The sequence below is a fragment of the Afipia sp. DC4300-2b1 genome, from assembly GCF_049895725.1.
In the GTDB taxonomy this organism is placed as follows: domain Bacteria; phylum Pseudomonadota; class Alphaproteobacteria; order Rhizobiales; family Xanthobacteraceae; genus Afipia; species Afipia broomeae.
This window is the reverse complement of the sequence record NZ_JAFCSX010000006.1, coordinates 218,550-244,558: the sequence shown is the minus strand read 5'-3', so window position 1 is coordinate 244,558 and position 26,009 is coordinate 218,550. Positions and strand designations below refer to the sequence as shown.

General features: G+C 61.1%; 27 protein-coding genes and 1 pseudogene. 14 read left to right on the top strand and 14 right to left on the bottom strand.

Annotation, left to right across the window (positions count from 1 at the left end; genetic code table 11):
* From ACP7AL_RS23615 to ACP7AL_RS23550, 14 genes and pseudogenes are all read left to right on the top strand, one after another.
* A pseudogene (locus tag ACP7AL_RS23615) lies at positions 1 to 215 on the top strand (MerR family transcriptional regulator); the annotation flags it as partial.
* Between the two features lie 112 nt (positions 216 to 327).
* Positions 328 to 630 carry a hypothetical protein gene (locus tag ACP7AL_RS23610; protein ID WP_152544148.1) on the top strand — a complete coding sequence of 101 codons (303 nt, stop codon included), beginning with the start codon at positions 328 to 330 and terminating at the stop codon, positions 628 to 630.
* Entirely contained in the window at positions 627 to 887 is a 261-nt protein-coding gene (locus tag ACP7AL_RS23605; RefSeq protein WP_152544149.1) for a TniQ family protein, read from the top strand. The genes ACP7AL_RS23610 and ACP7AL_RS23605 overlap by 4 nt, the downstream gene beginning before the upstream one ends.
* Before the next feature lie 1,023 nt (positions 888 to 1,910).
* The gene (gene trbB, locus ACP7AL_RS23600) at positions 1,911 to 2,900 is read left to right on the top strand and encodes a P-type conjugative transfer ATPase TrbB (RefSeq protein ID WP_024920087.1); all 990 of its coding nucleotides are present in this window, start codon (positions 1,911 to 1,913) and stop codon (positions 2,898 to 2,900) included.
* On the top strand, positions 2,897 to 3,220 hold the full coding sequence (locus ACP7AL_RS23595) for a TrbC/VirB2 family protein (protein ID WP_024920088.1): 324 nt from the start codon (positions 2,897 to 2,899) through the stop codon (positions 3,218 to 3,220). Before trbB ends, ACP7AL_RS23595 begins: the two co-directional genes overlap by 4 nt.
* On the top strand, positions 3,220 to 3,492 hold the full coding sequence (locus ACP7AL_RS23590) for a VirB3 family type IV secretion system protein (RefSeq protein ID WP_024920089.1): 273 nt from the start codon (positions 3,220 to 3,222) through the stop codon (positions 3,490 to 3,492). The genes ACP7AL_RS23595 and ACP7AL_RS23590 overlap by 1 nt, the downstream gene beginning before the upstream one ends.
* Positions 3,493 to 3,496: 4 nt before the next feature.
* Positions 3,497 to 5,932 carry a conjugal transfer protein TrbE gene (gene trbE, locus ACP7AL_RS23585; protein ID WP_024920090.1) on the top strand — a complete coding sequence of 812 codons (2,436 nt, stop codon included), beginning with the start codon at positions 3,497 to 3,499 and terminating at the stop codon, positions 5,930 to 5,932.
* Positions 5,929 to 6,657, top strand: a complete 729-nt coding sequence (gene trbJ, locus ACP7AL_RS23580) for a P-type conjugative transfer protein TrbJ (protein ID WP_024920091.1) — start codon at positions 5,929 to 5,931, stop codon at positions 6,655 to 6,657. Before trbE ends, trbJ begins: the two co-directional genes overlap by 4 nt.
* A gap of 8 nt (positions 6,658 to 6,665) precedes the next feature.
* Positions 6,666 to 6,902, top strand: a complete 237-nt coding sequence (gene trbK-alt / locus ACP7AL_RS23575) for a putative entry exclusion protein TrbK-alt (RefSeq protein WP_235099773.1) — start codon at positions 6,666 to 6,668, stop codon at positions 6,900 to 6,902.
* 3 nt (positions 6,903 to 6,905) lie between these two features.
* Entirely contained in the window at positions 6,906 to 8,033 is a 1,128-nt protein-coding gene (trbL, locus tag ACP7AL_RS23570; protein WP_024920093.1) for a P-type conjugative transfer protein TrbL, read from the top strand.
* Positions 8,030 to 8,716, top strand: coding sequence for a conjugal transfer protein TrbF (gene trbF, locus ACP7AL_RS23565; protein ID WP_024920094.1), 687 nt, complete (start codon positions 8,030 to 8,032; stop codon positions 8,714 to 8,716). Before trbL ends, trbF begins: the two co-directional genes overlap by 4 nt.
* Positions 8,716 to 9,702: a P-type conjugative transfer protein TrbG gene (gene trbG, locus ACP7AL_RS23560; protein ID WP_024920095.1), complete on the top strand. Its 987-nt coding sequence runs from the start codon at positions 8,716 to 8,718 to the stop codon at positions 9,700 to 9,702. Before trbF ends, trbG begins: the two co-directional genes overlap by 1 nt.
* On the top strand, positions 9,696 to 10,889 hold the full coding sequence (locus tag ACP7AL_RS23555) for a TrbI/VirB10 family protein (RefSeq protein ID WP_024920096.1): 1,194 nt from the start codon (positions 9,696 to 9,698) through the stop codon (positions 10,887 to 10,889). Before trbG ends, ACP7AL_RS23555 begins: the two co-directional genes overlap by 7 nt.
* Before the next feature lie 11 nt (positions 10,890 to 10,900).
* The gene (locus tag ACP7AL_RS23550; RefSeq protein WP_024920097.1) at positions 10,901 to 11,131 is read left to right on the top strand and encodes a DUF2274 domain-containing protein; all 231 of its coding nucleotides are present in this window, start codon (positions 10,901 to 10,903) and stop codon (positions 11,129 to 11,131) included.
* Here the strand turns inward: ACP7AL_RS23550 and ACP7AL_RS23545 are convergent.
* The 14 genes from ACP7AL_RS23545 to ihpA form a co-directional block, all read right to left on the bottom strand.
* Positions 11,128 to 12,126, bottom strand: a complete 999-nt coding sequence (locus ACP7AL_RS23545; protein WP_235099770.1) for a LysR family transcriptional regulator — start codon at positions 12,124 to 12,126, stop codon at positions 11,128 to 11,130. The genes ACP7AL_RS23550 and ACP7AL_RS23545 overlap by 4 nt on opposite strands.
* A 13-nt stretch (positions 12,127 to 12,139) precedes the next feature.
* A complete protein-coding gene (locus ACP7AL_RS23540; RefSeq protein ID WP_024920099.1) occupies positions 12,140 to 12,778 on the bottom strand; it encodes an acyl-homoserine-lactone synthase in 639 nt (212 codons plus the stop codon).
* 176 nt (positions 12,779 to 12,954) lie between these two features.
* Complete coding sequence (locus ACP7AL_RS23535; RefSeq protein ID WP_024920100.1) at positions 12,955 to 13,683, bottom strand: autoinducer binding domain-containing protein; 729 nt, start codon at positions 13,681 to 13,683, stop codon at positions 12,955 to 12,957.
* 289 nt (positions 13,684 to 13,972) lie between these two features.
* The gene (locus ACP7AL_RS23530) at positions 13,973 to 14,872 is read right to left on the bottom strand and encodes a cation diffusion facilitator family transporter (protein ID WP_024920101.1); all 900 of its coding nucleotides are present in this window, start codon (positions 14,870 to 14,872) and stop codon (positions 13,973 to 13,975) included.
* A gap of 2 nt (positions 14,873 to 14,874) precedes the next feature.
* On the bottom strand, positions 14,875 to 15,732 hold the full coding sequence (locus ACP7AL_RS23525; RefSeq protein ID WP_024920102.1) for a hypothetical protein: 858 nt from the start codon (positions 15,730 to 15,732) through the stop codon (positions 14,875 to 14,877).
* Entirely contained in the window at positions 15,733 to 16,224 is a 492-nt protein-coding gene (locus tag ACP7AL_RS23520) for a hypothetical protein (RefSeq protein ID WP_024920103.1), read from the bottom strand.
* Positions 16,221 to 16,505 (bottom strand): PilZ domain-containing protein, encoded by a 285-nt coding sequence (locus ACP7AL_RS23515; protein ID WP_024920104.1) that lies wholly within the window; start codon positions 16,503 to 16,505, stop codon positions 16,221 to 16,223. The genes ACP7AL_RS23520 and ACP7AL_RS23515 overlap by 4 nt, the downstream gene beginning before the upstream one ends.
* 19 nt (positions 16,506 to 16,524) lie before the next feature.
* Complete coding sequence (locus ACP7AL_RS23510) at positions 16,525 to 16,839, bottom strand: hypothetical protein (protein ID WP_024920105.1); 315 nt, start codon at positions 16,837 to 16,839, stop codon at positions 16,525 to 16,527.
* A gap of 16 nt (positions 16,840 to 16,855) precedes the next feature.
* Positions 16,856 to 19,054 (bottom strand): heavy metal translocating P-type ATPase, encoded by a 2,199-nt coding sequence (locus ACP7AL_RS23505; RefSeq protein WP_024920106.1) that lies wholly within the window; start codon positions 19,052 to 19,054, stop codon positions 16,856 to 16,858.
* 123 nt (positions 19,055 to 19,177) lie between these two features.
* Entirely contained in the window at positions 19,178 to 19,636 is a 459-nt protein-coding gene (locus ACP7AL_RS23500; protein WP_024920107.1) for a hypothetical protein, read from the bottom strand.
* Positions 19,637 to 19,664: 28 nt separating this feature from the next.
* Entirely contained in the window at positions 19,665 to 20,039 is a 375-nt protein-coding gene (locus ACP7AL_RS23495; protein WP_024920108.1) for a hypothetical protein, read from the bottom strand.
* A 14-nt stretch (positions 20,040 to 20,053) separates the two neighbouring features.
* Entirely contained in the window at positions 20,054 to 23,245 is a 3,192-nt protein-coding gene (locus ACP7AL_RS23490) for an efflux RND transporter permease subunit (RefSeq protein WP_024920109.1), read from the bottom strand.
* A gap of 105 nt (positions 23,246 to 23,350) precedes the next feature.
* Entirely contained in the window at positions 23,351 to 24,304 is a 954-nt protein-coding gene (gene ihpB, locus ACP7AL_RS23485) for a divalent metal ion exporter adaptor subunit IhpB (protein WP_024920110.1), read from the bottom strand.
* Positions 24,301 to 25,575, bottom strand: a complete 1,275-nt coding sequence (gene ihpA, locus ACP7AL_RS23480; protein ID WP_024920111.1) for a divalent metal ion exporter subunit IhpA — start codon at positions 25,573 to 25,575, stop codon at positions 24,301 to 24,303. The genes ihpB and ihpA overlap by 4 nt, the downstream gene beginning before the upstream one ends.
* Positions 25,576 to 26,009 lie beyond the last annotated feature (434 nt).

Here is a 26,009-nt window from a genome sequence, read left to right as displayed (position 1 = left end):
GAGATGTGGTAGATTTCTTCATGGCGTTGCTCTCCTTTGCGGATTCGACACCCCGAGCCTACAGGCTCAAGGTGAGCAACGCCTGCCCTCCAATTTCAACATTGACCGGGACATCCCCGGCCCTCCGGGCCGAGTTGGATAGCGTGATCAACCAATGCAGTTGTGGAACGATTGCTGATTGCCGCATCATCGATGCGTTGGCTCCGGCCCTGTAAGAGAAGAAGACACGGCACCTACCAAGGCTGCGCTCGGACCGACTTGCACTGCAGGCGGCTTCTGACTGCTCGCAGCTCCCGCCCTGCATCGGCTGCGAACAAAGCAAAAGAAATGACAGGGGCCGCAGACCGAGCCAACGCCCGGCCGGCGTGGCGGGCAACGGGTTTGGATCGCATAACCGATGTGATCGCACGATCTTGTTCGTTGAATGGCATCCAATCCGTCAGGGAGTTCGCCCCGCAATTGATTTTCCTACTTTTTGAATTTTACCTGTCCCGATTTTCCCTCGGCGGTTTTGATGGTCAATGTGATTATCGCGCCCGCCGCTATCGGGGTTTTCGTGTCTCCCTTCAGCGAATTCTCGCCCTGAGGCACAAGAAAAAGAAGCGCACCCGAAAGCGGGCGAAATTTTGACCCGGCTGCCGCTCACCATCCCGCTTGGCCCAAGCGAGACGCCGACCAGCTTCACCTCACGCCTAGCTGCCGAGAACGGCCTGACCGCGGATGAATTCTGCGGCGACTGGGGCCTCGCTTTCGTGCAGATCATTTGGGGCGACAGGCGCGCGATCGCCAAGATCGCCGACCTGAGCGGTGCCTATCAAACGTCCCTCCAGGAACAGGCCTTCGTCCGGCACGATAGGATTTTTCGCCATATGGGTCAGCCAATTTGAAAAACGCCATGCTTCATCGAGCGATGTCTTGAAGAGGTGACGCCGTTGCTCGTGCGTCTGGCCTGCGAGGCTGACCGAACACACATGCTCGACCCGTGCCTTGAAATCCGCTTGCTTGGGCTTTTCCGTGGCGTTTCCCGACCTAGGCAACACAATTTGCGCAGCGCCTGTGGACGCTAGCAGCGCTTCCCGCGTGTTGATGGCTCAAGACGTTCTCGACATAGACCTTCTGCAGAAACTCGACCGTGAGGTCGGGAGCCTGCGAACGCAGGTAGTCGATGATGTCCTGTTTCTCTTCGGGTGTAGCGGGAAGCATTTTGGTGATCGCAATAGGAGTATCTTTTTTACTTACCGCGCCGCAGCGGTTCTGCGAAGCGCTGCTTTGCCAGTGGCGCAGGAAGAGCAGATGTATCCCGTTATCTGCTCGGGCCGTATGACCAAACAGTTCGATTAGACGCCGGACATACTCCCCGTCGCGTCAGCGTCAAACCCGAATCGGCCCAAGGACTCAAAATCGCGAGAATGACAAGGATTGTACTTCGAATTTTCTCTCGCCATCATTTGATGTCGCAGCCATTGATGAGTCGCGCCATGGCCGAAACTCAGTCGTCCGATCCGTCGCTTTGGCAGGCCCGCGCCGCGCGGGCGCGACGCATCGCCAGCATGTTGCTCGGACGTGACGCGGAGACGGTGTTGGCCTATGCCCGGGAATGCGACGAACAAGGTCGGGGCGTCTCCGCGAAAACCATATCCTCCCCCTCCCTCGTACCGGCCGCTTCGCCCCGCGTCGTGCCGTTGATGTCGGTCCGTTCTTCGGCTGGCACACGCGCCGCCTAGCACCTTCACAGCGGCCAGTTCATCTTACCGCCGGCCAATCAGCGACGTGTCGATTCCGCCGATCGCAAGTTTGTCTACGCCATCCTTCGCCCACCAGCATTGGCTTGTTGCGGAGTGGGCGTTCATGCCTTTTCTACTTGTCCCCGACGTTCGGTGCATACGCGACCGAACGGCTTGGGGGACGCGATGGCTGGGACCGCACGCTTCGATGAAACCGCGTCTCGCGGTGCACGCATGTTGCGCACGGCGCTCGGCCCGGCCATCGCCACCTTCCTGCAGGATTCATCCGTCGTCGAGGTGATGCTCAACCCCGACGGCCGGCTTTGGATCGATCGGCTCAAGGGTGGACTGGAAGACACCGGCGAACGGCTGTCGCCGGCCGATGGCGAGCGCATCGTACGCCTGGTCGCGCATCACGTCGGCACCGAAGTGCATCCGGGTTCGCCACGGGTCTCCGCCGAACTGCCGGAAACCGGTGAGCGCTTCGAAGGTTTGATCCCGCCTGTCGTCGCCGCCCCCACATTCGCAATCCGCAAGCCGGCGGTCGCGGTGTTCACGCTCGACGATTATGTCGCCGCTGGCATCATGCAATCGCGACAAGCCGATCTGCTGCGCCTCGCCGTTCAAAAGCGCCGAAACGTGTTGGTGGCCGGCGGCACCTCAACCGGCAAGACCACACTGGTCAACGCGCTGCTGGCCGAGGTCGCCAAGACCTCCGACCGCGTGGTGCTGATCGAGGATACGCGCGAACTGCAATGCGCGGCGCCGAACTTGGTGGCGCTACGCACCAAGGACGGCGTCGCCTCGCTGTCCGACCTGGTGCGCTCGTCATTGCGGCTGCGGCCAGACCGAATCCCCGTTGGCGAAGTGCGCGGCGCCGAGGCGCTGGAGCTTCTCAAAGCCTGGGGCACCGGCCATCCCGGCGGTATCGGCACCATCCACGCCGGTTCGGCCATCGGTGCGTTGCGCCGCCTCGAACAGCTCATCCAGGAAGCAGTCGTCACCGTGCCGCGCGCGCTGATCGCGGAGACGATCAATCTCATCGTCGTCCTCGAAGGCCGCGGCTCCCAACGCCGCGTCGCCGAGTTGGCCGCGGTCCGCGAGCTCGCGCCGGGTGGCGACTACGTCCTCGTCTCCAGCAACCCCGAAACCATCCCCGAAAGTATCTCATCATGATCGTCCATCGCGTTCGTCCGCCAAGCCGTCTGCCCATCACGGCGATCTTGTTCGCCTTGACCACGCTTCCCGCACACGCGGCCGGCGCCAACATGCCGTGGGAGCAACCGCTCAATCAGATCCTGCAATCGGTCGAGGGGCCGGTCTCCAAGATCATCGCGGTCATCATCATCGTGACGACCGGACTCACGCTCGCCTTCGGCGACACCTCGGGCGGTTTCCGGCGGCTGATCCAGATCGTGTTCGGGTTGTCGATCGCGTTCGCGGCGTCGAGTTTCTTCCTGTCGTTCTTCTCGTTCGGCGGCGGTGCGGTGATCTGATGACTGAGCCCGTCGAACCCGTTCCCGGCTTTTACGCGCCCGTGCATCGGTCCTTGAGCGACCCGATCCTGCTCGGCGGCGCGCCGCGCACGGTCGCCATCGCCAACGGCACGCTCGCGGCAGCGATCGGCCTCGGCCTGCGGCTTTGGATTCCAGGTCTCCTGCTGTGGGCGATCGGACACGCGGCCGCGGTGTGGGCCGCGAAGCGCGACGCGCAATTCGTCGATGTCGTGCGGCGTCACCTGCGCTATCCCGCGCATTTCGGAGGGTAACACGATGATGAACCTCGCCGAATATCGCAAGCGTCCTGCTCTCCTCGCGGACTTCCTACCCTGGGCTGCACTGATCGCGCCCGGCGTCGTCCTCAACAAGGACGGCAGCTTCCAGCGCACCGCCCGGTTTCGCGGACCAGATCTGGATTCCGCGACACCTTCAGAACTCGTCGGCACCACGGCGCGTCTCAACAACGCGTTGCGACGATTGGGCTCGGGCTGGGCGATCTTCGTCGAGGCGCAGCGCAACGCCGCCAACCGCTATCCGGACAGCCGCTTTCCCGATCCGGTGTCGGCGTTGGTCGATGCCGAGCGCCGCGCGCAGTTCGAAGAGCAGGAGGCGCATTTCGAGAGCGCTTATTATTTGACGCTGTGCTGGCTGCCGCCGGCGGAAGACGCCGCGCGCGCCGAAGCCTGGCTCTATGAAGGGCGCGAGCGCGGCGGTGTCGATGGCCACGAGGTGCTGCGCGGATTCATCGATCGCACCGGGCGCGTGCTGCAACTGATCGAAGGTTTTGTCCCCGACGCCGCGTGGCTCGATGATAGCGAGACGCTGACTTACCTGCACGCCTGTATCTCGACCAAACGCCATCGCGTGCGGGTGCCCGAGATCCCGATGCAGCTCGACGCGTTGCTGGTCGATGAGCCGATGGCGGGCGGACTTGAGCCGCGATTGGGATCGCAACATCTGCGAACGCTCAGCGTGATCGGATTTCCGACCGCGACCTTCCCCGGCGTTCTGGATGAGTTGAACCAACTCGCGTTTCCGTATCGTTGGTCGACGCGGGCGATCATGCTCGACAAGACCGATGCCACCAAGCTGCTCACCAAGATCCGCCGGCAATGGTTCGCCAAGCGGAAGAGTGTCGCGGCCATCCTGAAGGAGGTGATGACCAACGAGGCCTCGACGCTGCTGGATACCGACGCGGCCAACAAGGCCGCCGATGCCGACGCCGCTTTGCAAGAGCTCGGCAGCGACATGATCGGCCAGGCCTATGTCACCGCGACCATCACGGTGTGGGATGCCGATCCGCGCACCGCCGACGAGAAGCTGCGGCTGGTCGAGAAGGTCATTCAGGGCCGCGACTTCAACTGCATCGTCGAGACGGTGAATGCGATAGAGGCCTGGCTCGGCTCCCTGCCCGGCCATGTCTACGCCAATGTCCGACAGCCGCCGGTCTCCACCCTCAATCTCGCCCATATGATTCCGCTCTCCGCGGTATGGGCGGGGCCGGAACGGGACGAGCACCTCGGTGCCCCCCCGCTGTTCTTCGCCAAGACCGAAGGCGCGACCCCGTTCCGGTTCTCTGTCCATGTCGGCGATGTCGGCCACACCCTGATCGTCGGTCCGACCGGCGCCGGCAAGTCCGTGCTGCTGGCGCTGATGGCGCTGCAGTTTCGCCGCTACGAGCACAGCCAGATTTTCGCGTTCGATTTCGGTGGTAGCATACGCGCCGCGGCGATCGCCATGGGCGGCGACTGGCACGATCTCGGCGGCGCTTTGTCCGACGACAGCGCGACCTCCGTTACGTTGCAGCCGCTGGCTGCGATCGACGATGCGGCCGAGCGCGGCTGGGCGGCGGAATGGATCGCGTCGATCCTCGCCCGCGAAGGCATCACCGTCACGCCGGAAGCCAAGGAGCATCTGTGGACCGCGCTAACGTCGCTGGCCTCCGCGCCAGCCGGCGAGCGGACGTTGACAGGACTCTCTGTTCTTCTTCAATCGACCGCCCTGAAGCAGGCTCTACGGCCTTATTGTCTAGGCGGGCCATTCGGCCCCTTGCTCGATGCCGAGGCCGAACGCCTCGGCGATGCGCCGGTGCAAGCGTTCGAGACCGAGGGCCTGATCGGCAGCGCCGCGGCCTCCGCCGCGCTCTCCTATCTGTTCCATCGCATTGAAGGCCGGCTCGACGGCTCACCGACGCTCCTGATTATCGACGAGGGTTGGCTCGCGCTCGACGACATCGGCTTCGCGCAGCAATTGCGCGAATGGCTCAAGACCTTGCGCAAGAAGAACGCCTCGGTGGTGTTCGCCACGCAATCCCTCGCCGACATCGAGGGCAGCGCGATTGCGGCCGCCATCGTCGAGAGCTGTCCCACCCGGCTGTTCCTGCCGAACGAGCGGGCGATCGAACCGCAGATCATGACGGTCTATCACCGGTTCGGGCTGAACGACCGCCAGATCGAGATCATCAGCCGGGCGACACCGAAGCGCGATTACTACTGCCAGTCCCGCCGCGGCAACCGCCTGTTCGAGCTCGGCCTCGGCGATGCCGCGCTCGCCTTCACCGCCGCGTCGTCCAAGACCGACCAGGTCACCATCGCCGAACTCGTTGCCGAGCACGGCCGCGACGGGTTCGCCGCCGCGTGGCTGCGCCGCAAGGGCAATGACTGGGCGGCCGACCTTCTTCCCACCTTCATCACGGAGCCATCGCCATGACTCGTATCCGCTCGCTTGCAGTCGTCATTACAATCTCGGCCTCCCTCCTCGCGGCCGTTCCCTGCCCGGCGCAGATCGCTGTGTTCGATCCGTCGAACTACAGCCAGAACCTGATGACGGCGGCGAATACGCTGAAGCAGATCGATAACCAGCTCACGGCGTTGCAGAACCAGACTCAGATGCTGCTCAATCAGGCCCGGCATCTCACCAGCCTACCGACGTCACTGCTCAACGACATCGACCGCACCTTCACGCAAACCCAGAACCTGCTCAAGCAGGTCGACAAGATCGCCTATGACGTCCAGGCGATCGAGCAGACGTTCCAGAAGTACCAGGGCTTCAGTGCGTCGCAGAGCGATCAGCAGTTGATCAATGGCGCGCGTGATCGCTGGCAGACCTCAGTCTCGGCGTTCCAGCATTCGATGAGCGTCGGCGCGACCGCCGTCAACAACCTCCTCGCCACGCAATCACATACCGACACCTTGATCGGCGCCAGCCAATCGGCGGTCGGCGTGCTGCAGGTCAGCCAAGCCGGCAATCAATTGCTCGCGGTGCAGGCCCGGCAGATGGCCGATCTGACCGCGCTCGTCGCCGCGCAAGGCCGCGCGCAGTCGATCGAGCAGGCGCGGCAGACCGCCGGTGAAGACCAGGCCCGCGAGCAGGTGCGCAGATTCTTGACGAGCGGCCGAGGCTATCAGCCGCAATCCGTCCAGATGTTCCATTGAGGCCACGCATGATCACCCTCGTTCGCACCGCAGTCCTCTCGTTACTCGCGCTCGCCGCGACCGGCTGCACGATCCCATTGCGGCAAGCCCGCGACGAGGCTCCGCCGCCGGCAAGCGATCCGCTCGATGCCCGCCTGCTGCGCTGCAGCGCGCTGGGGCCAAAAGCTGCTGCCGACGATGCCGATTGCCAAAGCGCCTGGGCGGAAGCGCGCCAGCGCATCCTGCCGCCACCCGTGGGGAAGTGAGCCATGAACAACACCGGTGTCATCGATCGCTTCCTCGACGTGTTCACCCGCTACATCGATTCCGGCTTCGGCTTGGTCGGCGGCGATGTCCAGTTCCTCAGCACAACGCTGATCGGGATCGACATTACGCTGGCCGGCCTGTTCTGGGCGATGTCCGCGGATGACGACGTCATCGCGCGGTTGATCAAGAAGACACTCTATATCGGCTTCTTCGCCTTCATCATCGGCAACTTCAACAGCCTGTGCCGGGTGGTGTTCGAGAGCTTCTCCCAGTTGGGGCTCAAGGCTGCCGGTTCGGCGCTGTCGTCGGCCGACTTCCTGCGGCCCGGCAAACTCGCCCAGGTCGGTGTCGATGCCGGCAAGCCATTGCTCGAGGCGGCCAGCGGACTGATGGGCTACGTCTCGTTCTTCACGAACTTCGTGCAGATCTTCGTGCTGCTGGTCGCCTGGGTCATCGTCGTCGCCGCCTTCTTCATCCTGGCGGTGCAGCTCTTCATCACGCTGATCGAGTTCAAGCTGACGACGCTCGCCGGCTTCGTGCTGATTCCGTTCGCGCTGTTCAACAAGACGTCGTTCCTTGCCGAAAAAGTACTCGGCAATGTCGTCGCCTCCGGCGTGAAGATCCTGGTGCTCGCCGTCATCGTCGGTATCGGCACCTCGCTCTTCAGCGAATTCACGCAAGGCTTCGGCGGCGATCAGCCGACCATCGAGGACGCGCTCGCGATCATGCTGGCAGCGTTGTCGCTGTTCGGGCTCGGCATCTTCGCGCCTTCGGTCGCGGCGGGCCTCGTGTCAGGCGCGCCGCAACTCGGCGCCGGAGCCGCGGTCGGCACGGCGCTCGCGGCTGGCGGACTGGGTGTAGCGGGAGCTATGGGAGCCCGCGCCGGCGCCAGCATCGCCGGCAGCGCGATGGGTGCCGGCGCACGCGGCGTTGGTTCGCTCGCCGGGATGTCGCCGTCGTCTTCGTCATCATCATCGTCCTCACCGAGCGCCGGCACCCCCACCTGGGCGCAACGCCTGCACCGGGTCCAGAGCATGAAAAGCGGCGCATCCACTGCCGCCCACGCGGTCCGCTCCGGCGATCACGGCGGCTCGAATTCCGTTCCTCTCAATCAGGATGACCGCGCATGAATCCATTCCGCAGACCCAGCGTCCGCTACGGCAAGACGCCAGCGCCCGAGACGCCGTATCAAAAAGCCGCTCAAGTTTGGGACGAGCGCATCGGCTCGGCGCGGGTGCAGGCGCGCAACTGGCGGCTGATCGCGTTCGGCAATCTCGCGCTCGCCGCCGGACTTGCCGGGGGTCTCGTCTGGCACGCGATGCGCGGCACCGTGGTGCCGTGGGTGGTGCAGGTCGACCAGCTCGGCCAGGCCCAAGCCGTGGCGCCAGCGATCGCCGACTATAAACCGACCGACGGCCAGGTCGCCTGGCATCTGGCGAGATTCATCGAGCAGGTGCGGTCGATCCCGGTCGATCCGATCATCGTTCGGCAGAATTGGCTGACAGCCTACGACTTCGTCACCGACCGCGGCGCGATCGCGCTCAATGATTATGCCCGCACCAACGATCCCTTCACCAAAGTCGGCAAGATCCAGATCGCGGTCAATGTCTCCAGCGTGATCCGCGCCTCGGCGGATTCATTCCGGATCGCCTGGGTCGAGCGCCGTTACGAGAACGGCAGCCTTAGTGCGACCGAACGCTGGACCGCCATTCTCACCATCGTCATCGAGACCCCGCGCGATGCAGAGAAGCTGCGCCGCAATCCGCTCGGGGTCTTCATTCACGCCCTCAACTGGTCGAAGGAGCTCGGCTGATGCAATCCAGATCCCTGCTGCACATTATGCTATGCGCCGTCCCGGTGGCCGGGTGCGCCAACAACTGGAAACCGCCGCAGATCGGATACGACGATCTGGAACCGGCGGTGCTGCAAAGCGAACCGCCGAAGCCGATCCAGGTGGTCGAACTCCCCAAGATCCTTCCCCTTCCCGGCCAGCTCAAGCCGCTGCCGGGCAAGACCACGGCGAAACCTGAACCGAAAGACCCGAAGGAACGGGTCGCCAAGGCCAATGACGCCGCGCGCGTGCAGCCGACGCGGCATGGCTATCTCAACGCCGTGCAGGTCTATCCCTTTGTCGATGGCGCGCTCTATCAAGTCTATACGGCGCCGGGCCAAGTGACAGACATCGCGTTACAAGAGGGCGAACAACTGGTCGGCTCCGGCCCGGTCGCCGCCGGCGATACGGTGCGCTGGGTGATCGGCGACACCGAAAGCGGTGCGGGTCCGACCAAACGCATCCACATCCTGGCCAAACCGACGCGGGCGGATCTGACCACCAATCTCATCATCAACACCGACCGGCGGACTTACCTGATGGAGCTGCGCTCCACCGAGAAGACCTACATGGCCTCGGTGTCGTGGCAATATCCGCAAGACCAGTTGATCGCGCTGCGCCGGCAGAATGTGGCTGCCGATGCGGCGGCACCGATCGACAGCGGCCTCGATCTCGGCAAATTACGTTTCCGTTACAGCATTGAAGGCGACACGCCGCCGTGGCGACCAACCCAGGTGTTCGATGACGGGTCGAAGGTCTACATCGAGTTCTCGCACGGAATTACGCAAGGCGAGATGCCGCCGCTGTTCGTGATCGGCAGCGACGGCGGTGCCGAACTCGTCAACTACCGCGCCCGCCAGAACTACTACATCGTCGATCGACTGTTCGCCGCGGCCGAACTTCGTCTCGGCGGCGACAATCAGCAGAAGGTCCGGATCGTGCGCACCGACGGATGGAAACTATGGTGAGCGATCCCCGTCCCCATCCCGACGACGCGCTCACGGCGCAATTGCGGCTGCGGCCTGAGCGCCCGCGCGTGACCAGGCTGTCGCGCAAGGTGCTGGCCGGGCTCGGCGGTATCGTCGGCATCGCCGTGCTCGGCGCGATGATCTGGGCGCTGCAATCGCGCTCGGTGCGCCAGGACAACGGCACCGAGCTTTACAGCACCGACCACAAGACTACGGCGGACGGACTTCAGACGTTGCCGAAGGATTATGCCGGGCTGCCTCGCGAAACGGTGCCGCCGCCGCGCACGGTACCGCAACTCGGCCCGCCCCTTCCCGGCGATCTCGGGCGGCCGATCCTCGCCGCGCAAGGCGCTTCGACCGCGGGGCTCGATGCCGGCGAACAGCGGATCGTGCAGGAGAACGAAGCGGCCCGCGTCAGCCGCGTCTTCGCCTCGACCTCCGTGCGGCAGACCGCGTCAAGCAGCGCCGCGTCTCCCGCAACGTCCACGGCCAATGCGACAGTGGCCGACGGCAAGCCGCCACTCGATCCGGACTCGTTGCAGAACATGCAGGACCGCAAGCTCGCCTTCGTCAATGCTGCCGCCGACAAGCGTACCGTCAGTCCGGACCGGATCGAGAAGCCAGCGTCGCGCTACATTGTTCAAGCCGGCGCTGTGATTCCGGCGGCGCTGATCACCGGCATCCGTTCCGACCTGCCCGGTGAAATCACCGCGCAGGTCACCGAGAATGTGTACGACAGCCCGACCGGGAAATTCCTGCTGGTCCCGCAGGGCGCACGCCTGATCGGGCAATACGATAGCCAGATTTCGTTCGGCCAATCGCGTGTGCTGCTAGTGTGGAGCCGGATCATCATGCCGAACGGCAAGTCGATTGTGCTGGAGCGCCAGTCCGGCGCCGACAGCCAGGGCTATGCCGGCCTCGAGGATGGCGTCGACTATCACTGGGGCAATCTTCTGCGAGCGGCGGCGATCTCGACGCTGCTTGGGATCGGCAGCGAACTCGTGCTCAGCGGTGACAACTCATTGGTTCGCGCGTTGCGCCGCGGCAGCCAGGACACCATCAACCAGAGCGGCCAGACCCTGGTGCGTCGCCAACTCAACGTGCAGCCGACGCTAACGATCAGGCCGGGCTTCCCGGTACGCGTGATTGTCAACCGCGATCTCGTGCTCGCGCCTTACAAGACGTGATGGATGACTCCATGGCAAGGCTCAAGCTCGGTCTCCTTCCCGACGACAAACCTGTGAAGATCACGACCGAATTGCCGGGCTCCGTGCACCGCGATCTCCTTGCCTATGCGGAAGTTCTCACGCGCGAGACAGGCCAGCAGACCGATCCGATCAAGCTCGTCGCCCCGATGCTGGCGCGCTTCATGGCAACCGACCGCGTGTTCCTGAAGGCGCGCAGAGCGAAGCCCGTGCAGCAGGATTAGCCGGCGCGCGCGCGGCGCGGTTGATGCTGCGGACCCTTGTGCTGACGGAGCAGATCCAGAAAGTGCTGAAGCGCCGGATTGTCGTTGCTGGTGATCCAACACGCGAAGTAAGGTACCAGGCTCGGCCCATCGTGATCGGCCATCTCACGATAGATCACGCCCGGGTGCCGCGCTCCGGTGTCAGCCTCGTAGAGCAGGGTGATGTCGGATTCGATATCGAGGAGGCTCAGCACGAAATCTCGACCGATATGGGAATGACGAATGGCCGGCAGATCGCCGGATGCGTTGAGCCTGGACAACAAATGGTCCCTGAGTTCGGGACCGGGATCGCGGCCGAGCAGAATATGTTCCTTGCGCAGATCGTCCCACGTCAACGTGGCCTTCTCCGCGAGCGGATGGGTTGCTACCATCGCGACCAGGATCTTCTCGGACCATAGCGGGACGACGTCGTGCATGCCGCTGCGGAAATGACCGGCGACGATGGCGACATCAATCGAACCCGCGTTGAGCCGCTCCATCAACTGGCTGCGTTCGCCTTCCACATATTGCACGTCGACACTTGGGAAGGCCTGCTTGTACTCGCGGATCGCCATGCGCAGATGGCCTGAGGACGGCGAAACGTAGAGGCCGATGTTCAACGCGCCAGTCTTGCCGCGCGCGATGGTTTTGGCATTGATCAGCACCGTGTTGAGTTCGTCTAGGATGCGACGGATCGGTTTGAAAAACGCGTTGCTGGCGGCGGTCGGACGAATGCCATGGCGATGGCGGTCGAACAACTTGACGCCGAGCTGGGCCTCTAGACTCCTGACGCGGCGGCTGACCGTGGATGCGGGAATGCCGAGCAGCGTGCCAGCTTTGTGAAAGCTGCCCTGCTCGGCCGCGATCAAGGTCTGCAGCAGAGTCACCATCTTGATGCTTCTGATCATGGCCACACGCCCTAACGAAGGTGGATGGATTTGTCGGGCGTCATTCGCCCGAACAACGGTCGCGTCCAACAGGTCGGGATAACTATGCCACCGCGCGCACAGCCATTGGCTCGACGAGGACAGGGCCCGCGATGCCGGCCTGGCGATACATTACGGCCAGCGATTTATCCGATCCGTCGAGGTATCCTGCTAGCGCCATGGTCTCCCCGAGCCGTTGCGGCTCCGCGATGCGCGCAAGTGGCCACCCGGCGCGGCGCAGGACGCGCTCCATACGGGTGTCGGTGACCGTGACGATCTTCTCGGCGCCTGCAGCCTGCCCGGCCTCGATCATCGCCGCGAACAGCATGAAAGTTACTCGGTTCAACCCGTTCTCGTTGAGCGCGAACACGAGTTCGGTGTCGACGCAGAAACGCGAGCTCTCGAGAATTCGTTCGCTGCATGGCGGCTGTTCGCCGCCAAGCAGAATAGCGAACGTATCGGCCAACATGTTCGCCCCGGTAGTCGGAAGCAGCCGGACGCTGCCTGCCACCTTTCCGGCACCCGTCATGACCAACAGGTAGGTTGGACTCAATATGTCGTAGACATCCAATTCGACGTCCCCCGAGACTGAAACGGTCCAATCCAGGCGTTCTTTGAAGACGCGACGGCGTAGCCGGTACATGGCGTTGAGCAGATCAAGGTGCTGACCGAACATCCGATTGGTGAGCGCGATAGCATACATTGTGACCTCCGGGTTGGCGGAGCAGTAACAAAAGCAAATCTTCGCGACGTACGTCGCCTGTAAGATTCAACAGGGTGATGTTGCGCATTCAATTCGAGCTGGTGATGCATTGCATGGACGCGCGCAAGTGGCCCATCGCTAGGACACAACGCGGCGGAACGGACGGAAATCAGGAATTAGATCAACAGACCCTGGCGCAAGGCCTCGGCGACGCATTGGGCGATGGACACCGCGCCGAGTTTGCGGCGCGCATTGTCCAGGTGGAAGCTCGCGGTGCGCGGCGTGATTTCAGCGAGGACGGCGATGTCGGCGGCGGTTTTGCCGCGCGAGGCCCACATCAGGCATTGCCGCTCTCGCTGGGTCAATGTCACGGTCGGAGTCATTACGGGTACTCGGAGCTGCAGCTTCGCGGTGAGATGACTATGAAAATAGAGACCCAGAAGCTGAAATATCTCCTTAGATTCACCAATGAGCGAGTCTGGCATTCTCGAAAGATCGTCGCTGGCGAGCGTGAACGCCGCGACACGTCCGAAGCCACCGCGGATCGGGACAGTGAGGCCGGACCGGATCCCAAACGTGGTCGCTTCGTCGAAAAAGTCACGCTGCGCCCGCGTGCCCAGGGGTTTTGCGGCCTCTCCGCTCCAGGTGAACAGGTCATGTTCGAGCGCGGCGCGGCGCACGACCGGGTCCAGCTGCTGGTAGCGCGACGCAAAATACCGGTTGGTCCAGGATTTCGGGTAAGAAGAGATAAGGATCGGCTCATTATCGGTTATCCGCAAATATGCAAACCACCGAAATCCGAGCCGCTGTGCCACGCGTATCGCTATGCGTTCGAAATCACCTTCATTTTCCGCCGTATGAATGGCGTCGATGAATTCCTGAAAGATGTGCTCGACGGATTTCATCGGGACCGTCTATCGGCGTGGACCCAATGGGGAGGTGAATACCGGAAGCGCCGGGCGATATGGAATGACCGACACGCCGAAATTGCGGCCGTACTGCTGCTGAACCGCCGGCGTGTTGATTACGCCGACACGAATATCGGACGAACGTGACTCAGCTGCGGTCGGACTAACATTGAGGCCATTCATTTGGCGTAACGAGGATAATGCAAGGTGTCCAAAAGTTCTGCGGCGTAGGGATAGAACTTCTGCAAGCGGTACAGCGCCAGGCGTGGCGAGCCGGTATTCGACATCAAACATGCAGCACGGCCTCCTCCGCCCTCAAGACATCGTCCTCGACTTGGATTGTGACGTGGTCGATACCGAAATTATCCTTCATCACGCGGCGGGCGTTCTGCAGTGCGTCTCTGGCCTTCGAGATGTCAGCGACGACGAGATGGCAGCTCATTGCGTCAAACCCGGACGTCACAGTCCAGACGTGCAGATCTTGAACAGCGGTCACACCGGGGATGTCCATGAGCTTCCGTTCCAGCAATGCCAAATCGATATTCGGCGGCGTGCCCTCCATCAGGATATGCGTCACTTGTTTTAGGAGGGTCCATGTCCTTGGCACGATGAACAGGCCAATGCCGGCACCCATAATCGGATCAGCCAATCGCCAGCCCGTCCACATGATGATCAGGGCCGCGACAATAACGCCGACGGATCCCAGCATGTCGCCCAGCACCTCCAGATAGGCGCCCTTGACGTTCAAGCTTTCGGCTGACCCGCCGGCCAGCAACCGCATACTGATCAAGTTCACAACGAGGCCGATCGCCGCGACAATGAGCATCGGGCCGCTCAGAATTTCTGGCGGCGCTAGAAAGCGCTGATACGCCTCGTACAAGATGTAGACTGTCAGCAATAACAAAACTACGGCGTTGGTAAGCGCTGACAACACCTCCGTTCGCAAATAACCGTAGGTCAATTGTGGAGTGGCCTCACGCGCCGCGAAACGGATCGCGAGCAACGCCAGCGCAAGGCCGCCGACATCGGTCAACATGTGCGCCGCGTCCGCGAGCAGCGCCAAGCTGCCGGTAACCAAGGCACCGACCACCTCTGCAATCATGTAGGTGCCGGTCAGCGCCAGTGCCCAACGCAGTCGATTTGCGTGTTTTGCCGCTGCAGTTCCCGTCGAACCTCCGCCGTGCATCGCTAGACCTCCGCGTGTTTGTTATGCTGCGTGGCGGCGCCCCCGCCGAGCGACTTTCGCAGCCTTTCTTCGAGTTCGTCGAACAGAAAGAAACTGACGTCGTCCAGAGATCCATGCCCCCTTGCGAAGGGCTGCTCCAGAAGACGGACGAGGTACAACGCGTAGATAAACATGTAGGAGATGAAGCCGAACATCATTGCGGATGCCGGGTCCCCCTCCGTCTTTAGGAAGAGCATCATGATCACGATGGAGAACACCAGCGTCTGTACCAGCACGTGAACGGACGGTACGAACTCGACCCGCTGTATCTGATAGATGCGCAACATCGACCTGCGCAATACATCCTGCGTCGTCCGCAGGCGGACGACGAAATTTGCCGCCATGCCCATCCCTTCGAGGCGCCCGAAAATCGGCGTCAGCTTTGCAACCTCTTCCAAGACAGGTGGTATGTCCTTGTGATTGCGCGCATGGCTTAGACCCGCTCGCAATTTGTCAATCGTCGCCAACAGGATCTGCCGACATCCGCGCAGATCGAAATCCTTGTTAACCACAGCAAACGATTCGAGATCGCCGTCGATCGCCTCGATCGAGGTGCGAATGTCGGCGGGTATGCGCTCAGCTTCCTTGTAATCGGCGAGGATGCTGGAGAGAAGGAAACCGATGATGAAGATGGCGCCGCCGATCCCACTGGTCAGCAGCGCGTTCAGCTCGAGAAATTCCAATCCGAAATAGTGCACCCCGATCTTGACGCATCCGAGCACCAGGACGACGGCCACAACCGTAAAGAACAGCCGAAATTTCTTACGATAGCTAAGGCTCGCGCCTCCGAGATGGAGGTGCTGGATAATTGAAGACGCCATCTATGGTCCATTTCTTTCGGTTCGAACCGGCGTGAAGCCACGACCGTTCCACCGATATGTTTCACTAGTATCCAACTGCGAGACCTCTAAGCCGGCAATTCCTCCGGCGTTCGTCATCCTCACATCCAAAGCCTTCCTGCTAAACACGATCCGATAGCGGCCACGCGACTCCGCGTAGATTTCATGGAGACAGCCGTTACCGTTGCAGACGGCTGCCCGGTTCCCGCAGGCGAATTCCTCGAAATGCAGCGACACAAAGCGCCGGCCTCCTGCCTCAATTGAAACCGCGAAGTAATGGGCGGCGGCCGCCGCATTGCCGCACACGCGCTCAAGCGCAACTATTCGCCGTCTAATGTCGACTGGGAGTCCCTCGATGTGCTCGGATGCCCACGGTCTTTCCGTGGCCATGCCGCTGCGCGCCGACGACTGCCCGCTGGCCTGCAGGGACATCAGCAAAAACGCCGCGACCGGGATTGCCGACCGTCTTTTCAAGAGACGTTTCCTTTTGTCTGCACTGGCGTGCCTTCGTCCGTGCGATCGAAGAGAACCCCGATGCGCCGTTCGGACACCCAGATCCGCCGGCACGATCGAGAAATGTGATCCGAAGGGATGACGAGAACGAAACGAAGTGGAATGCCGAGAGGACTCGCGACCTCGAGCAACGCTCCGGAAGTACTCATGTTTCGGACGGTGCAGTCGATGACGGCGCCGCCGAAAGCAATCGTGCCGGCTTTCAGCACCCTTGTCCGCGGGCCCGACCTTTTCTCCTCCATGACTTTACTCCATGTCAGATCAATCGACTTTCTTCTCGGCAGCCTCCCCGCGCTTCACGATATCGCCCTTCGTGAAAAGGATGCCCTGCAGTTCGGTCCGCCAGGCTACCTTCTTGCGTAAGAGAAACTCCAGATTCATGCCGAAGTGCTTGAATTCTTCCTTCTGCGCGTTCGCCATGATCGCCTTGGCGCTTTTGTCTTTTTCGACAGACATTCTCTGTTCGTACCAGCTGATGGCCTCCGCCTCCTCGATCAGAGAAGTGATCATCCGCGCGAAGGTGCGAATTTCCTGCGAGAGTTCTTCCGGCGGTTCGTGATACTGGTCGAAACCCATGTTGATATCCTTCTGTTCAAACAAATGTTGCCTCGACGTCGTGTCCGATCGCGGGTGGCTTCAGCAGGCGCAATGCATTCAATGTCACCACGACGGTCGCACCGGTGTCCGCGAGAATGGCCGGCCACAACCCCGTCACACCGACGACCGTGGTGACGAGGAAAACGGCCTTGAGACCGAGCGCAACTGTGATGTTCTGCTTGATATTCAGCATCGTCCGCTTCGACAGATCAACCATAGCGGCCACGTCCGCGACGCGGCCGTGAAGCACCGCTGCGTCGGCGGTTTCCAGCGCGACATCGGTACCGCCACCCATCGCAATCCCGACGTCCGCAGCAGCGAGCGCCGGTGCATCGTTGATACCGTCGCCAACCTTGGCAACAGAGAAGCCCTCCTTCTGAAGCTCGCCGACGATTCGTTGCTTGTCTTGGGGAAGCAGTTCAGCCTGCACCTCGATTCCAAGTTGTTTGCCGATCGCCGCCGCCGTGCGTCGATTGTCGCCGGTCAACATCAAGGTCCGAATGCCGATATCCGCCAGAAGCTTCAGGCCTCTCGCCGCGTCCGGACGCGGTTCGTCGCGCATCGCGATCGCGCCTGCAGGCATCCTGTCGATCAGCACGACTGATACCGTCTTGCCTTCATCGTTTAGCGCCACAATGCGACTGTTTTGCTCGTCGCTCAGTGCCGTGATATCGTCGGCTGCCTGAGGCGAACCCAGAAAGATCTGTTTGCCATCGACCGTCGCACGGACGCCCTTTCCGCCGATGGCCTGTGAATCCGAAGCCGGCGGTAACGATAACTTCTGCTCCGAGGCTTTCGCCAGGATAGCCGTCGCCAACGGGTGACTGGATCCTGACTCGAGTGCCGCGGCGACCCGCAGCACATCGGCTTCTGTGGTACCGAACGAAACGATATCGGTGACTTGCGGTTTTCCGGCCGTGAGCGTGCCCGTCTTGTCAAAACAGGCCATCGTGATCTTGCCGATCTGCTCCAGCACGGCGCCACCCTTCAGCAGAAGCCCACGCCGCGCACCGGCAGACAGGCTGGCGGCAATGGCAGCCGGTGTCGAAATCACCAGAGCACAGGGACAGCCGATCAGGAGGATAGCCAGTCCTTTGTATATCCACTCATTCCATAAACCGCCCATGAGCAACGGCGGGACGGTCGCGATTAACGTTGCAACGACGACTACGCCCGGCGTGTAGTAGCGGGAGAAACGATCGATGAATCGCTCAGTCGGTGCTTTCGATTCCTGAGCTTCCTCGACCAGCCGAACAACCCGTGCGATCGTGTTGTCAGCGGCTGCAGCGGTGACCCGAACACTGAGTAGCCCATCACCGTTGATCGTCCCGGCGAACAGACTTTGCTGTGGCCCCTTTCGGATAGGCATGCTTTCCCCGGAGACCGGCGCTTCGTCGATCGAACTCTCTCCGGATACGATGATGCCGTCCGCCGGGATGCGATCGCCGGGGCGGACCTGGATCATCGCGCCTACCGTAAGCGTATCGGCCTGAACTTCGCGAACTTGGCCGTTCTCTTCGAGCCTCGCGGTCTTTGGAATGAGTTCAGTCAGATTTTGGATGCTGGCGCGCGCACGACTCGCAGCAACGCCCTCCAACAGTTCTCCGATCAGGAACAGGAAGACGACTGCGGCCGCCTCCTCCGTTGCGCCTATAAAGACCGCGCCGATGGCCGCGATCGTCATCAACATCTCGATTGAAAATGGCGTGCCCGTGAACGCCGCAGAGATAGCTCGTCTTCCGATCGGGATCAGCCCGACCAGCATGGCTATCAGAAACGCCCAACGTTCCGTTGCCGGAAATGCTTTCCCCAGCAGGAATGCCGCGGCTAAAGCCGATCCGGACGCAATCGTGAGAAGTCCTTTGCTCGTCCGCCACCAAGACCCATCGATTGGACCATGATCGTGGGAGTGACCGTCCTGATGCACGTCCGTTGATTGCCCTACAGTTGGGTCCACCTTTGCAAACACGTGCTCGGTGCCAATAACCTTGTAGCCCAGAGCCACTATCCGAACGCGCAATGTTTCCGTGTCCGGAAGGTCATGTTTTACAATGACAGTTCCTCTGGACGCGGAAACATTGACTTCCGTAACACCGGCAACGCGCTTCAGCGCGTTCTCGATCTTGATCGCACAGGAAGCGCAGTCCATTCCCTCGACCCGCATCCGCGTTGTCACCAGCGTTTCTTGGGTCATCGGCGACTCCTGTTACCGAAAATCGGAAGATTCATGAGCTTGGTGCCGCTACATCGGCCCCCGAAGAATGTGATCGAAGGGTCGTCGTCCAAGGTCTGGCCAGAATTCCGGTGTTTTGGCCAGTCATGTCTTGCTTTCCTTGAGTAGCCGTTGGAAGAGCGCCGCGACGGCGTCGGAAAAGCGGAGCGCCGAATTCTGAGAGCAGTGATCCTCGAGAAAATGCAACTGACTGACGAGGTCGTACGTGACCGGGTTGAGATTGATCTGTTGGTCAGCCCCGCCCGGCTGGCTCGCCAGCATTCCACTCATAAAGCCTTGCGCCCAAGCCATGTAATCGCGACGGAGTATGGCGTTGGACTTCACGTCATCTTTGAACCGCTGGCACGTGGCTGCGCCCAGGCCGACGACCTTGCCTTTGGTCGACTGCGCCTCGGCTCCGGACCACGAACCAGCGACCGCCAGAAGCAGCATCCCAACGGTCAGCTGGATTGACAGATGACGGACGCGCCGGCGAGATAAACGCCTCGCGGATTCTGACGCATCAGTAAAGCCGGTATGCCGCAAGCTCGACTTTATCGTCATGGAATTGTCCGTTGCTGCTCGCACTGGTCTATTTCGCAAACTTTGCCTGGCCCGATTTTCCCGCTTTCGTCTTCAACATCAGCGTCACGGACGCATTGGCGGGGATCGCCTTCTTGGCTTCTCCCTTCAATGCGCTATCTCCCGCGGGCGATAGAGTGATCGTTTCCTTCTCGGCACCGCTTGCAACGAGGGCCGAACCCGTAAAACCGTTCGTGGTAACCGGCTTGCTGGCCTCATCGACGATGTTGAACGTGATGGTGTTTCCGGAAGTGATGAGCTCGGCATGCACGCCCGCTACATCCTCCATCATCCCCCCGTTTGGGCCTTTCGAGCCGTGAGCATGTTGAGCCGCCGCGGGAACCGCCGACAACAACATCGCAGTCAGAATCAGAATAGCTCTCATGAGGTGTCTCCTTTTCAGTGTTGAGTTATGGCGTCGTCAGACACCGGGGTTTCGCGCCTAAACAGGACGTAGAGTGCGGGAAGAACCAGAAGGGTAAGAAGAGTCGAAGAAATGATGCCGCCGATAACAACGGTCGCCAGCGGTCGCTGAACCTCTGCGCCGGCCCCGGTCGCGATTGCCATCGGGACGAATCCCAACGAAGCGACCAATGCGGTCATCAACACTGGCCTCAACCGCGTAAGCGCGCCCTCCTCGACCGCCTCGACGATCTTCTTGCCTTCATGGCGCAACCGCTCGATGAACGTGATGATCACCAGACCATTGAGCACAGCGACACCCGACAGCGCGATGAAACCGATGCCCGCACTGATCGAGAGCGGAATGTCGCGTAAGATCAGTGCGAATATCCCTCCGGTCAGCGCGAGAGGGACGCCACTGAAAACGAGCAATGCATCCGGTGCAGACCCGAGGCTGACGAACAGCAGTATGAAGATCAGCATCAGCGCGATGGGAACGACAATCGTTAGCCGCTGGGTCGCAGAGACGAGTTGTTCGAACTGTCCGCCCCAGCCGATCCAGTAGCCTGCGGGAAGTTTGACCTTTTCCGCGATCTGGCGCTGCGCATCGGCGACGAACGATCCGAGGTCCCGTCCACGCACGTTTGCTGAGACGACGATGCGGCGCTTTCCATCCTCACGGCTAATTTGGTTGGGGCCCGGTGCAAGGTCGATTACAGCAAGCTCAGAGAGCGGGGCATATCGTATCTGGGCTAGCGGCGAGTTACCCCATAGCGCCGGCATCGCCTTCGCTTGGTTCTCGAGCGGCGGCAACGGAATCGGAAGCGCCTTGATCGCCTCCACATTCGACCGGAGATTTTCTGGAAGACGCACAACCAGATCGAAGCGACGATCGCCCTCAAAGACGAGACCTGCGGTTTTGCCTCCGACCGCGATCTCGACAAGATTCTGGACGTCGGCGACGCTGATTCCGTATCGGGCAAGCGCCTGACGATCGAGCTTGACGGTCAGAACCGGAAGACCCGAGACCTGCTCGGTCTTTACGTCGGCAGCGCCCTGCACAGTCTGGAGAACGGACTGAACCTGCCCAGCGACCTGCGCCAGCACGTCCAGATCGTCCCCGAATATCTTGACGCCGACGTCGCTTCGCACCCCCGAAATCAATTCGTTGAAGCGAAGCTGAATGGGCTGCGAGATTTCGTAGCTGCTTCCCGCGATCTCCTCGGCGGCTTTCTCGACCTCCTTGACGACTTCGGATTTGGGCTTCTTTGGATCCGGCCACTGGTCCCGCGGCTTCAGCATAACGTAGCCGTCGGAGATCGATGGCGGCATCGGGTCGGTCGCGACCTCCGCGGTGCCGGTTCGGGCGAAGGTCTCTTTGACCTCCGGGATCTTCAAAAGCCGCTTCTCGAGCAGTTTCTGCATCTCCAATGATTGCGTCAGGCTGGTCCCCGGAACACGCAAGGCCTGGACCGCGATATCTCCCTCGTCCAAACTCGGAATGAATTCGCCGCCCATCCGCGACGCGGCAAAGCCGCTTACAACAACCAGAACCGCGGCAAAGACGGCGACAGATTTGCGATACGTGATCGATTTTTCAAGAAGCGGCACGTAAACGTGTCGCGCACCGCGCATGAACCAGTTCTCTTTCTCCGATACTCGCCCGGTCACCATCAGCGCGACGGCGGCAGGAACGAACGTCATCGACAAAATGCTGGCTCCGAGGAGCGCGAGAAGCACTGTCAGCGCCATCGGCGTAAACATCTTGCCTTCGACGCCCGTTAGGGTCAGGACCGGCAGATAGACCACCGCGATGATCAACGTGCCAAAGAGGCTCGGCCGGATGACTTCGCGAGATCCGGCAAGGATCGTGTCGAAACGCTCTTCCCGTGTGAGGATACGCCCTTTCCGTTGCTGTTCATGAGCCAGCAGCCGCAAGCAGTTCTCCACGATGATCACGGCCCCGTCGATGATGATGCCGAAATCGATAGCGCCAAGACTCATAAGATTGGCGCTGACCTTGTTCTGGAACATCCCAGTGATCGTGAACAACATCGAGAGTGGGATTACGAAGGCAGTTGCGATCGCGGCCTTAAAGTTTCCGAGAATAAGGAACAGGATCACGATGACCAGCAACGCGCCTTCGACGAGGTTCTTTTCGACGGTTGCGATCGTTGCATCGACCAGATGTGTCCGGTCATAGATCGCGCGGGCCACGACACCGTCCGGAAGGGAGTTACCGATTTGATCGAGCTTGGCGGCAACGCGCTGCGCAACGGATCGACTGTTCTCGCCGATCAGGAGCATCGCGGTACCCAATACGATCTCATTTCCGTCGAGCGTGGCCGCACCAGTCCGTAGATCTTTGCCTTCCCTCACGTCGGCGACATCGGAGATGCGAACCGGCACTCCATTGCGGGATCCGATAACAATTTGCTTGATCTCATCGATGTTCGCGACCTGACCCGGCGTGCGGACGAGATACTGTTCGCCGTTGCGCTCGATATACCCCGCGCCGACGTTGGCGTTGTTGGCCGCGAGCGCGGCCATGACTTCGCGAAAACTAAGCTTGTAAGCCATCAACTGCGCGGGATTCGGAAGCACGTGGAATTGCTTCTCGAAGCCGCCAATCGTGTTGACCTCGATGACGCCCGAGACATTCCGAAGTTGCGGCTTGATGATCCAGTCCTGAATCGTGCGCAGATCGGTCGGACTGTAAGCTTGTCCGTCCGTTTTCTTCGCTCCGGCCTTGGCTTCCACCGTGAACAGATAGATTTCCCCAAGGCCGGTCGACACGGGGCCCATAGCGGTCTCGATGCCGGTCGGAAGGACATCCTTCACCCGTTGAACCCGCTCGTTGACGAGTTGCCTCGCGAAATAGATGTCAGTTCCGTCCTTGAAGACGACCGTGACCTGACTGAGTCCGTAGCGTGATAACGACCGCGTGTTCACCAAGTTCGGAAGTCCGCCCATGGCGGTCTCGATCGGAAAGGTGATCCGCTGCTCGACTTCGAGCGGTGAGTATCCCGGCGCGTTCGTGTTAATCTGGACCTGGACGTTCGTGATGTCCGGAACGGCATCGATTGGCAGACGCATAAAATTCCACACGCCAAGCCCGGCCATCAGCAGCACGCCGATCATCACCAGCCATCGCTGGCGTACCGAGAACAAAAGGATGGTGTCGATCATCGGACGTCTCCAAAGTGCAGATTGGGGAACGTGACGCCGAACCACGAAGCTGACGCGTAGCGTGTATGATGGTCGTCACGGCGCATGGATGAGCGCGTGGGATTATCAATGCTCATGAGATGCGGAGCCTTTCGCCAGCTCGGCTTTGACAACGAAGCTGTTCTTCGCGGCGTACTTGTCGCCTTCCAGAAGACCGAAGACGACTTCGACCTGCTCTGGATCTCGGGAGCCCAGTTCCACGTCCCGCACTTCGAACTTGTTTCCGTTTCTCACGAAGACGACATTGCGATTCTCAACGGTCTGTAACGCTTCGGACTTCACGACGACGGGGACCTCCTTGGCGGTCAAGATCAACTGGGCGGAAACGAACAGGCCGGCTCTCAGCCGAAGGTCGTCGTTCGATACGACCGCCCGTGCGAGCGCGCTCTGCGTGTCGCTACTGCCGATGGGCGAGATGTAGGAAAGCTTGGCTTCGATCGGCTTTCCGCCGTCTCCGATGTCAATAAGGACCGTGTCGCCGAGCTTTACCCTTGGAAGATCACGTCGATAGACCGACAGATCCACCCAGACGGTCGAGATGTCGGCAACCGTGAAGGCAGGTTTCTGCTCCGACGCGTACTCGCCGAGCGAAATCTGCCGGTCAATCACCGTGCCGGCGATCGGCGCCCGCATTTCGTAGACGGTCAGGCTCTGGTTGCTTTCGATCTTGGCGAGCAGTTCGCCTTTCTCGACCTGGTCTCCGATCCGCTTCTTAATTTCACGTACCACGCCCGGAAAGCGGGGCGTGACTTGCACGAGGGCTTCTTGATTGGGTTGCAGGATGCCATTCAACTGAAGAGCGTCGCGCAATGTACCTTTGGAAGCTGCAACGACTTCGATGCCTGCGGCAGCGACCTTCGCGTCGCTCATTTCGACACCTTCAGCGCCGTGTCCTTCCTCTTTTCCAGCGGCCGCTTCTTTCGTGGCCGGCGCCGCAGATTTGGACGGAGCGAAAGCATAAACGCCAGCTCCGACAGCGATTAGCGCGCCAATAATGAGCATGGTTCTGGAAATCTTCATCTTGCGCTCTCCCGCGCCAGTGCAAATGGATTGCCGACCAAACCTTCGATGGTGGCGACGGCGATGTGGAAATTCTGTTGCGCTTCCTGCTCACGCAGGCGCGCTTGCGCGACGGAAGCCTGCGCATCGAGGACTTCAAGAAGGGAAAAACGCCCCTGCCCATAACCTTCGAGGATCGCATCTGATGCCTGACGCGACTTCGGAATCGCCGTTTCACGCAGAATGGCGAGTTCGCGTAATGCGCCCTGAAGAGAGTCGTAAGCTCGTCCTGCGATCACGATTAGCGCGTTGCGGTTCGCCTCGCGCTCGGCGCGAGTCTTCGCCAGGCTCTCCTGAGCCGAGAGAATGTTACCCTGGTTCTGATCGAACACAGGAATTGCAGCCGAGATGCTCAACCGTACAGCGTTGTCTGCAGTCTCGTTGTAATGCCGCCATCCTGCGCCCACACGCAGGTCCGGGTATGGTCGCAGCCGCGCCTGCAGGAGCTCGGCATTACGCTGCGCATAAACCGCGGTCCATCGCACCAGTTGGGGATTGGCGTCGATCGCCGCGACGACGGCGCCGAACGATGGTGGGCGTCCCGTCGCATCAAGCCGCCCAGAGACGGCCGAGAACTTCGGAGCTGTATCACCCATCAACACAGCCAGTTCGCGTCGTGCGCTTGCAAGGAGTGATCTCACACGTTCGCGATCGGCCTTGACCAAAGAGGATGCGACCTCTGCTCGACCCGTTTCTGCCTGCGAGGATGCACCAGCCTCAACCCGGCGCTGCAGGAGAGGAGTTATCCTGTCGATCTGAGCGACCTGCTCGTCGAGAATCTGAATCCTGCGCTGCGCTCCAAGCACGCTGAGGTAGGCAACGGCCGTTTCCGAAAGCACCTCCAGGCGAATGGCCTTGCGCTGAATTTCGGCTGTATCAACACCCGCCTGACCAACGGCCATGCGTGCCTCCCGCTTGCCGAACAGTTCAAACAATTGACTGATCTGCAACGTGCTTTCGGCAGAGCGAGTGCCGCGGTATGCACCGGAGCCAAGGGAGTTGTCCTGTTCATAGGACACTTCCGGATTGATCAACGCACCGGCCTGTATCCGTTGGCCGGATGCAATGCCCACATCGCGTTCGGCCGCCGTCAGGCGGGGATTTGCAGCCAGAGCGCGTTGTAGCGCCGTCTGGAGCGACAATGTCTGGGAGTACGACACACCTGTGAGCCAAGGGCTGACAAGCAGTGCCGACGCACACGCAATTCGCGTGGCGACACTTCTGATCGACATGAAAATAGGAACCTGAAGAGCGGTCGAGAAAAGGCGCTCACGCGCCTGGCGAATGCATTCAGGTCAGGAATTTGGGGGGCGGAGTATCAAGTTCCGGGACGCGATCCCGACGGCAGACCTGCGGATATGCCAAGGAGGAGATCCGAGGCTCAACCGTGGCCGACATCTCGGGTGGCGCGGATATCGATACCGGGAAGCACCCATGACAGTGGTGCCCCGCCGCGGTCCCCTCATCAGAGTGACCGTCGTTTGTATCCACCGATGAAGCCACTACCGCGTTCGCCGGCGAACTGAATGGGCTGACGTCCGTCAGACCGTGCTGCAAGCAGCCAAACACGTACGTCAGCATCAGCAACACGACCGCAATCCTGCGCGGGGTACGCAGGTAGGAAGTCCGGTTGATGATCAGACGAGGTGACAAATCAGAAATCCAG

Excerpts from the sequence above, each read along its gene's own strand:
- ACP7AL_RS23610 (WP_152544148.1), top strand. The coding sequence starts at position 328 with ATGACAGGGGCCGCAGACCGAGCCAACGCCCGGCCGGCGTGGCGGGCA.
- trbB (WP_024920087.1), top strand. The coding sequence starts at position 1,911 with ATGGCTGGGACCGCACGCTTCGATGAAACCGCGTCTCGCGGTGCACGC.
- ACP7AL_RS23595 (WP_024920088.1), top strand. The coding sequence starts at position 2,897 with ATGATCGTCCATCGCGTTCGTCCGCCAAGCCGTCTGCCCATCACGGCG.
- ACP7AL_RS23590 (WP_024920089.1), top strand. The coding sequence starts at position 3,220 with ATGACTGAGCCCGTCGAACCCGTTCCCGGCTTTTACGCGCCCGTGCAT.
- trbE (WP_024920090.1), top strand. The coding sequence starts at position 3,497 with ATGATGAACCTCGCCGAATATCGCAAGCGTCCTGCTCTCCTCGCGGAC.
- trbJ (WP_024920091.1), top strand. The coding sequence starts at position 5,929 with ATGACTCGTATCCGCTCGCTTGCAGTCGTCATTACAATCTCGGCCTCC.
- trbK-alt (WP_235099773.1), top strand. The coding sequence starts at position 6,666 with ATGATCACCCTCGTTCGCACCGCAGTCCTCTCGTTACTCGCGCTCGCC.
- trbL (WP_024920093.1), top strand. The coding sequence starts at position 6,906 with ATGAACAACACCGGTGTCATCGATCGCTTCCTCGACGTGTTCACCCGC.
- trbF (WP_024920094.1), top strand. The coding sequence starts at position 8,030 with ATGAATCCATTCCGCAGACCCAGCGTCCGCTACGGCAAGACGCCAGCG.
- trbG (WP_024920095.1), top strand. The coding sequence starts at position 8,716 with ATGCAATCCAGATCCCTGCTGCACATTATGCTATGCGCCGTCCCGGTG.
- ACP7AL_RS23555 (WP_024920096.1), top strand. The coding sequence starts at position 9,696 with ATGGTGAGCGATCCCCGTCCCCATCCCGACGACGCGCTCACGGCGCAA.
- ACP7AL_RS23550 (WP_024920097.1), top strand. The coding sequence starts at position 10,901 with ATGGCAAGGCTCAAGCTCGGTCTCCTTCCCGACGACAAACCTGTGAAG.
- ACP7AL_RS23540 (WP_024920099.1), bottom strand. The coding sequence starts at position 12,778 with ATGTATGCTATCGCGCTCACCAATCGGATGTTCGGTCAGCACCTTGAT.
- ACP7AL_RS23535 (WP_024920100.1), bottom strand. The coding sequence starts at position 13,683 with ATGAAATCCGTCGAGCACATCTTTCAGGAATTCATCGACGCCATTCAT.
- ACP7AL_RS23530 (WP_024920101.1), bottom strand. The coding sequence starts at position 14,872 with ATGCACGGCGGAGGTTCGACGGGAACTGCAGCGGCAAAACACGCAAAT.
- ACP7AL_RS23525 (WP_024920102.1), bottom strand. The coding sequence starts at position 15,732 with ATGGCGTCTTCAATTATCCAGCACCTCCATCTCGGAGGCGCGAGCCTT.
- ACP7AL_RS23515 (WP_024920104.1), bottom strand. The coding sequence starts at position 16,505 with ATGGAGGAGAAAAGGTCGGGCCCGCGGACAAGGGTGCTGAAAGCCGGC.
- ACP7AL_RS23510 (WP_024920105.1), bottom strand. The coding sequence starts at position 16,839 with ATGGGTTTCGACCAGTATCACGAACCGCCGGAAGAACTCTCGCAGGAA.
- ACP7AL_RS23505 (WP_024920106.1), bottom strand. The coding sequence starts at position 19,054 with ATGACCCAAGAAACGCTGGTGACAACGCGGATGCGGGTCGAGGGAATG.
- ACP7AL_RS23500 (WP_024920107.1), bottom strand. The coding sequence starts at position 19,636 with ATGACGATAAAGTCGAGCTTGCGGCATACCGGCTTTACTGATGCGTCA.
- ACP7AL_RS23495 (WP_024920108.1), bottom strand. The coding sequence starts at position 20,039 with ATGAGAGCTATTCTGATTCTGACTGCGATGTTGTTGTCGGCGGTTCCC.
- ACP7AL_RS23490 (WP_024920109.1), bottom strand. The coding sequence starts at position 23,245 with ATGATCGACACCATCCTTTTGTTCTCGGTACGCCAGCGATGGCTGGTG.
- ihpB (WP_024920110.1), bottom strand. The coding sequence starts at position 24,304 with ATGAAGATTTCCAGAACCATGCTCATTATTGGCGCGCTAATCGCTGTC.
- ihpA (WP_024920111.1), bottom strand. The coding sequence starts at position 25,575 with ATGTCGATCAGAAGTGTCGCCACGCGAATTGCGTGTGCGTCGGCACTG.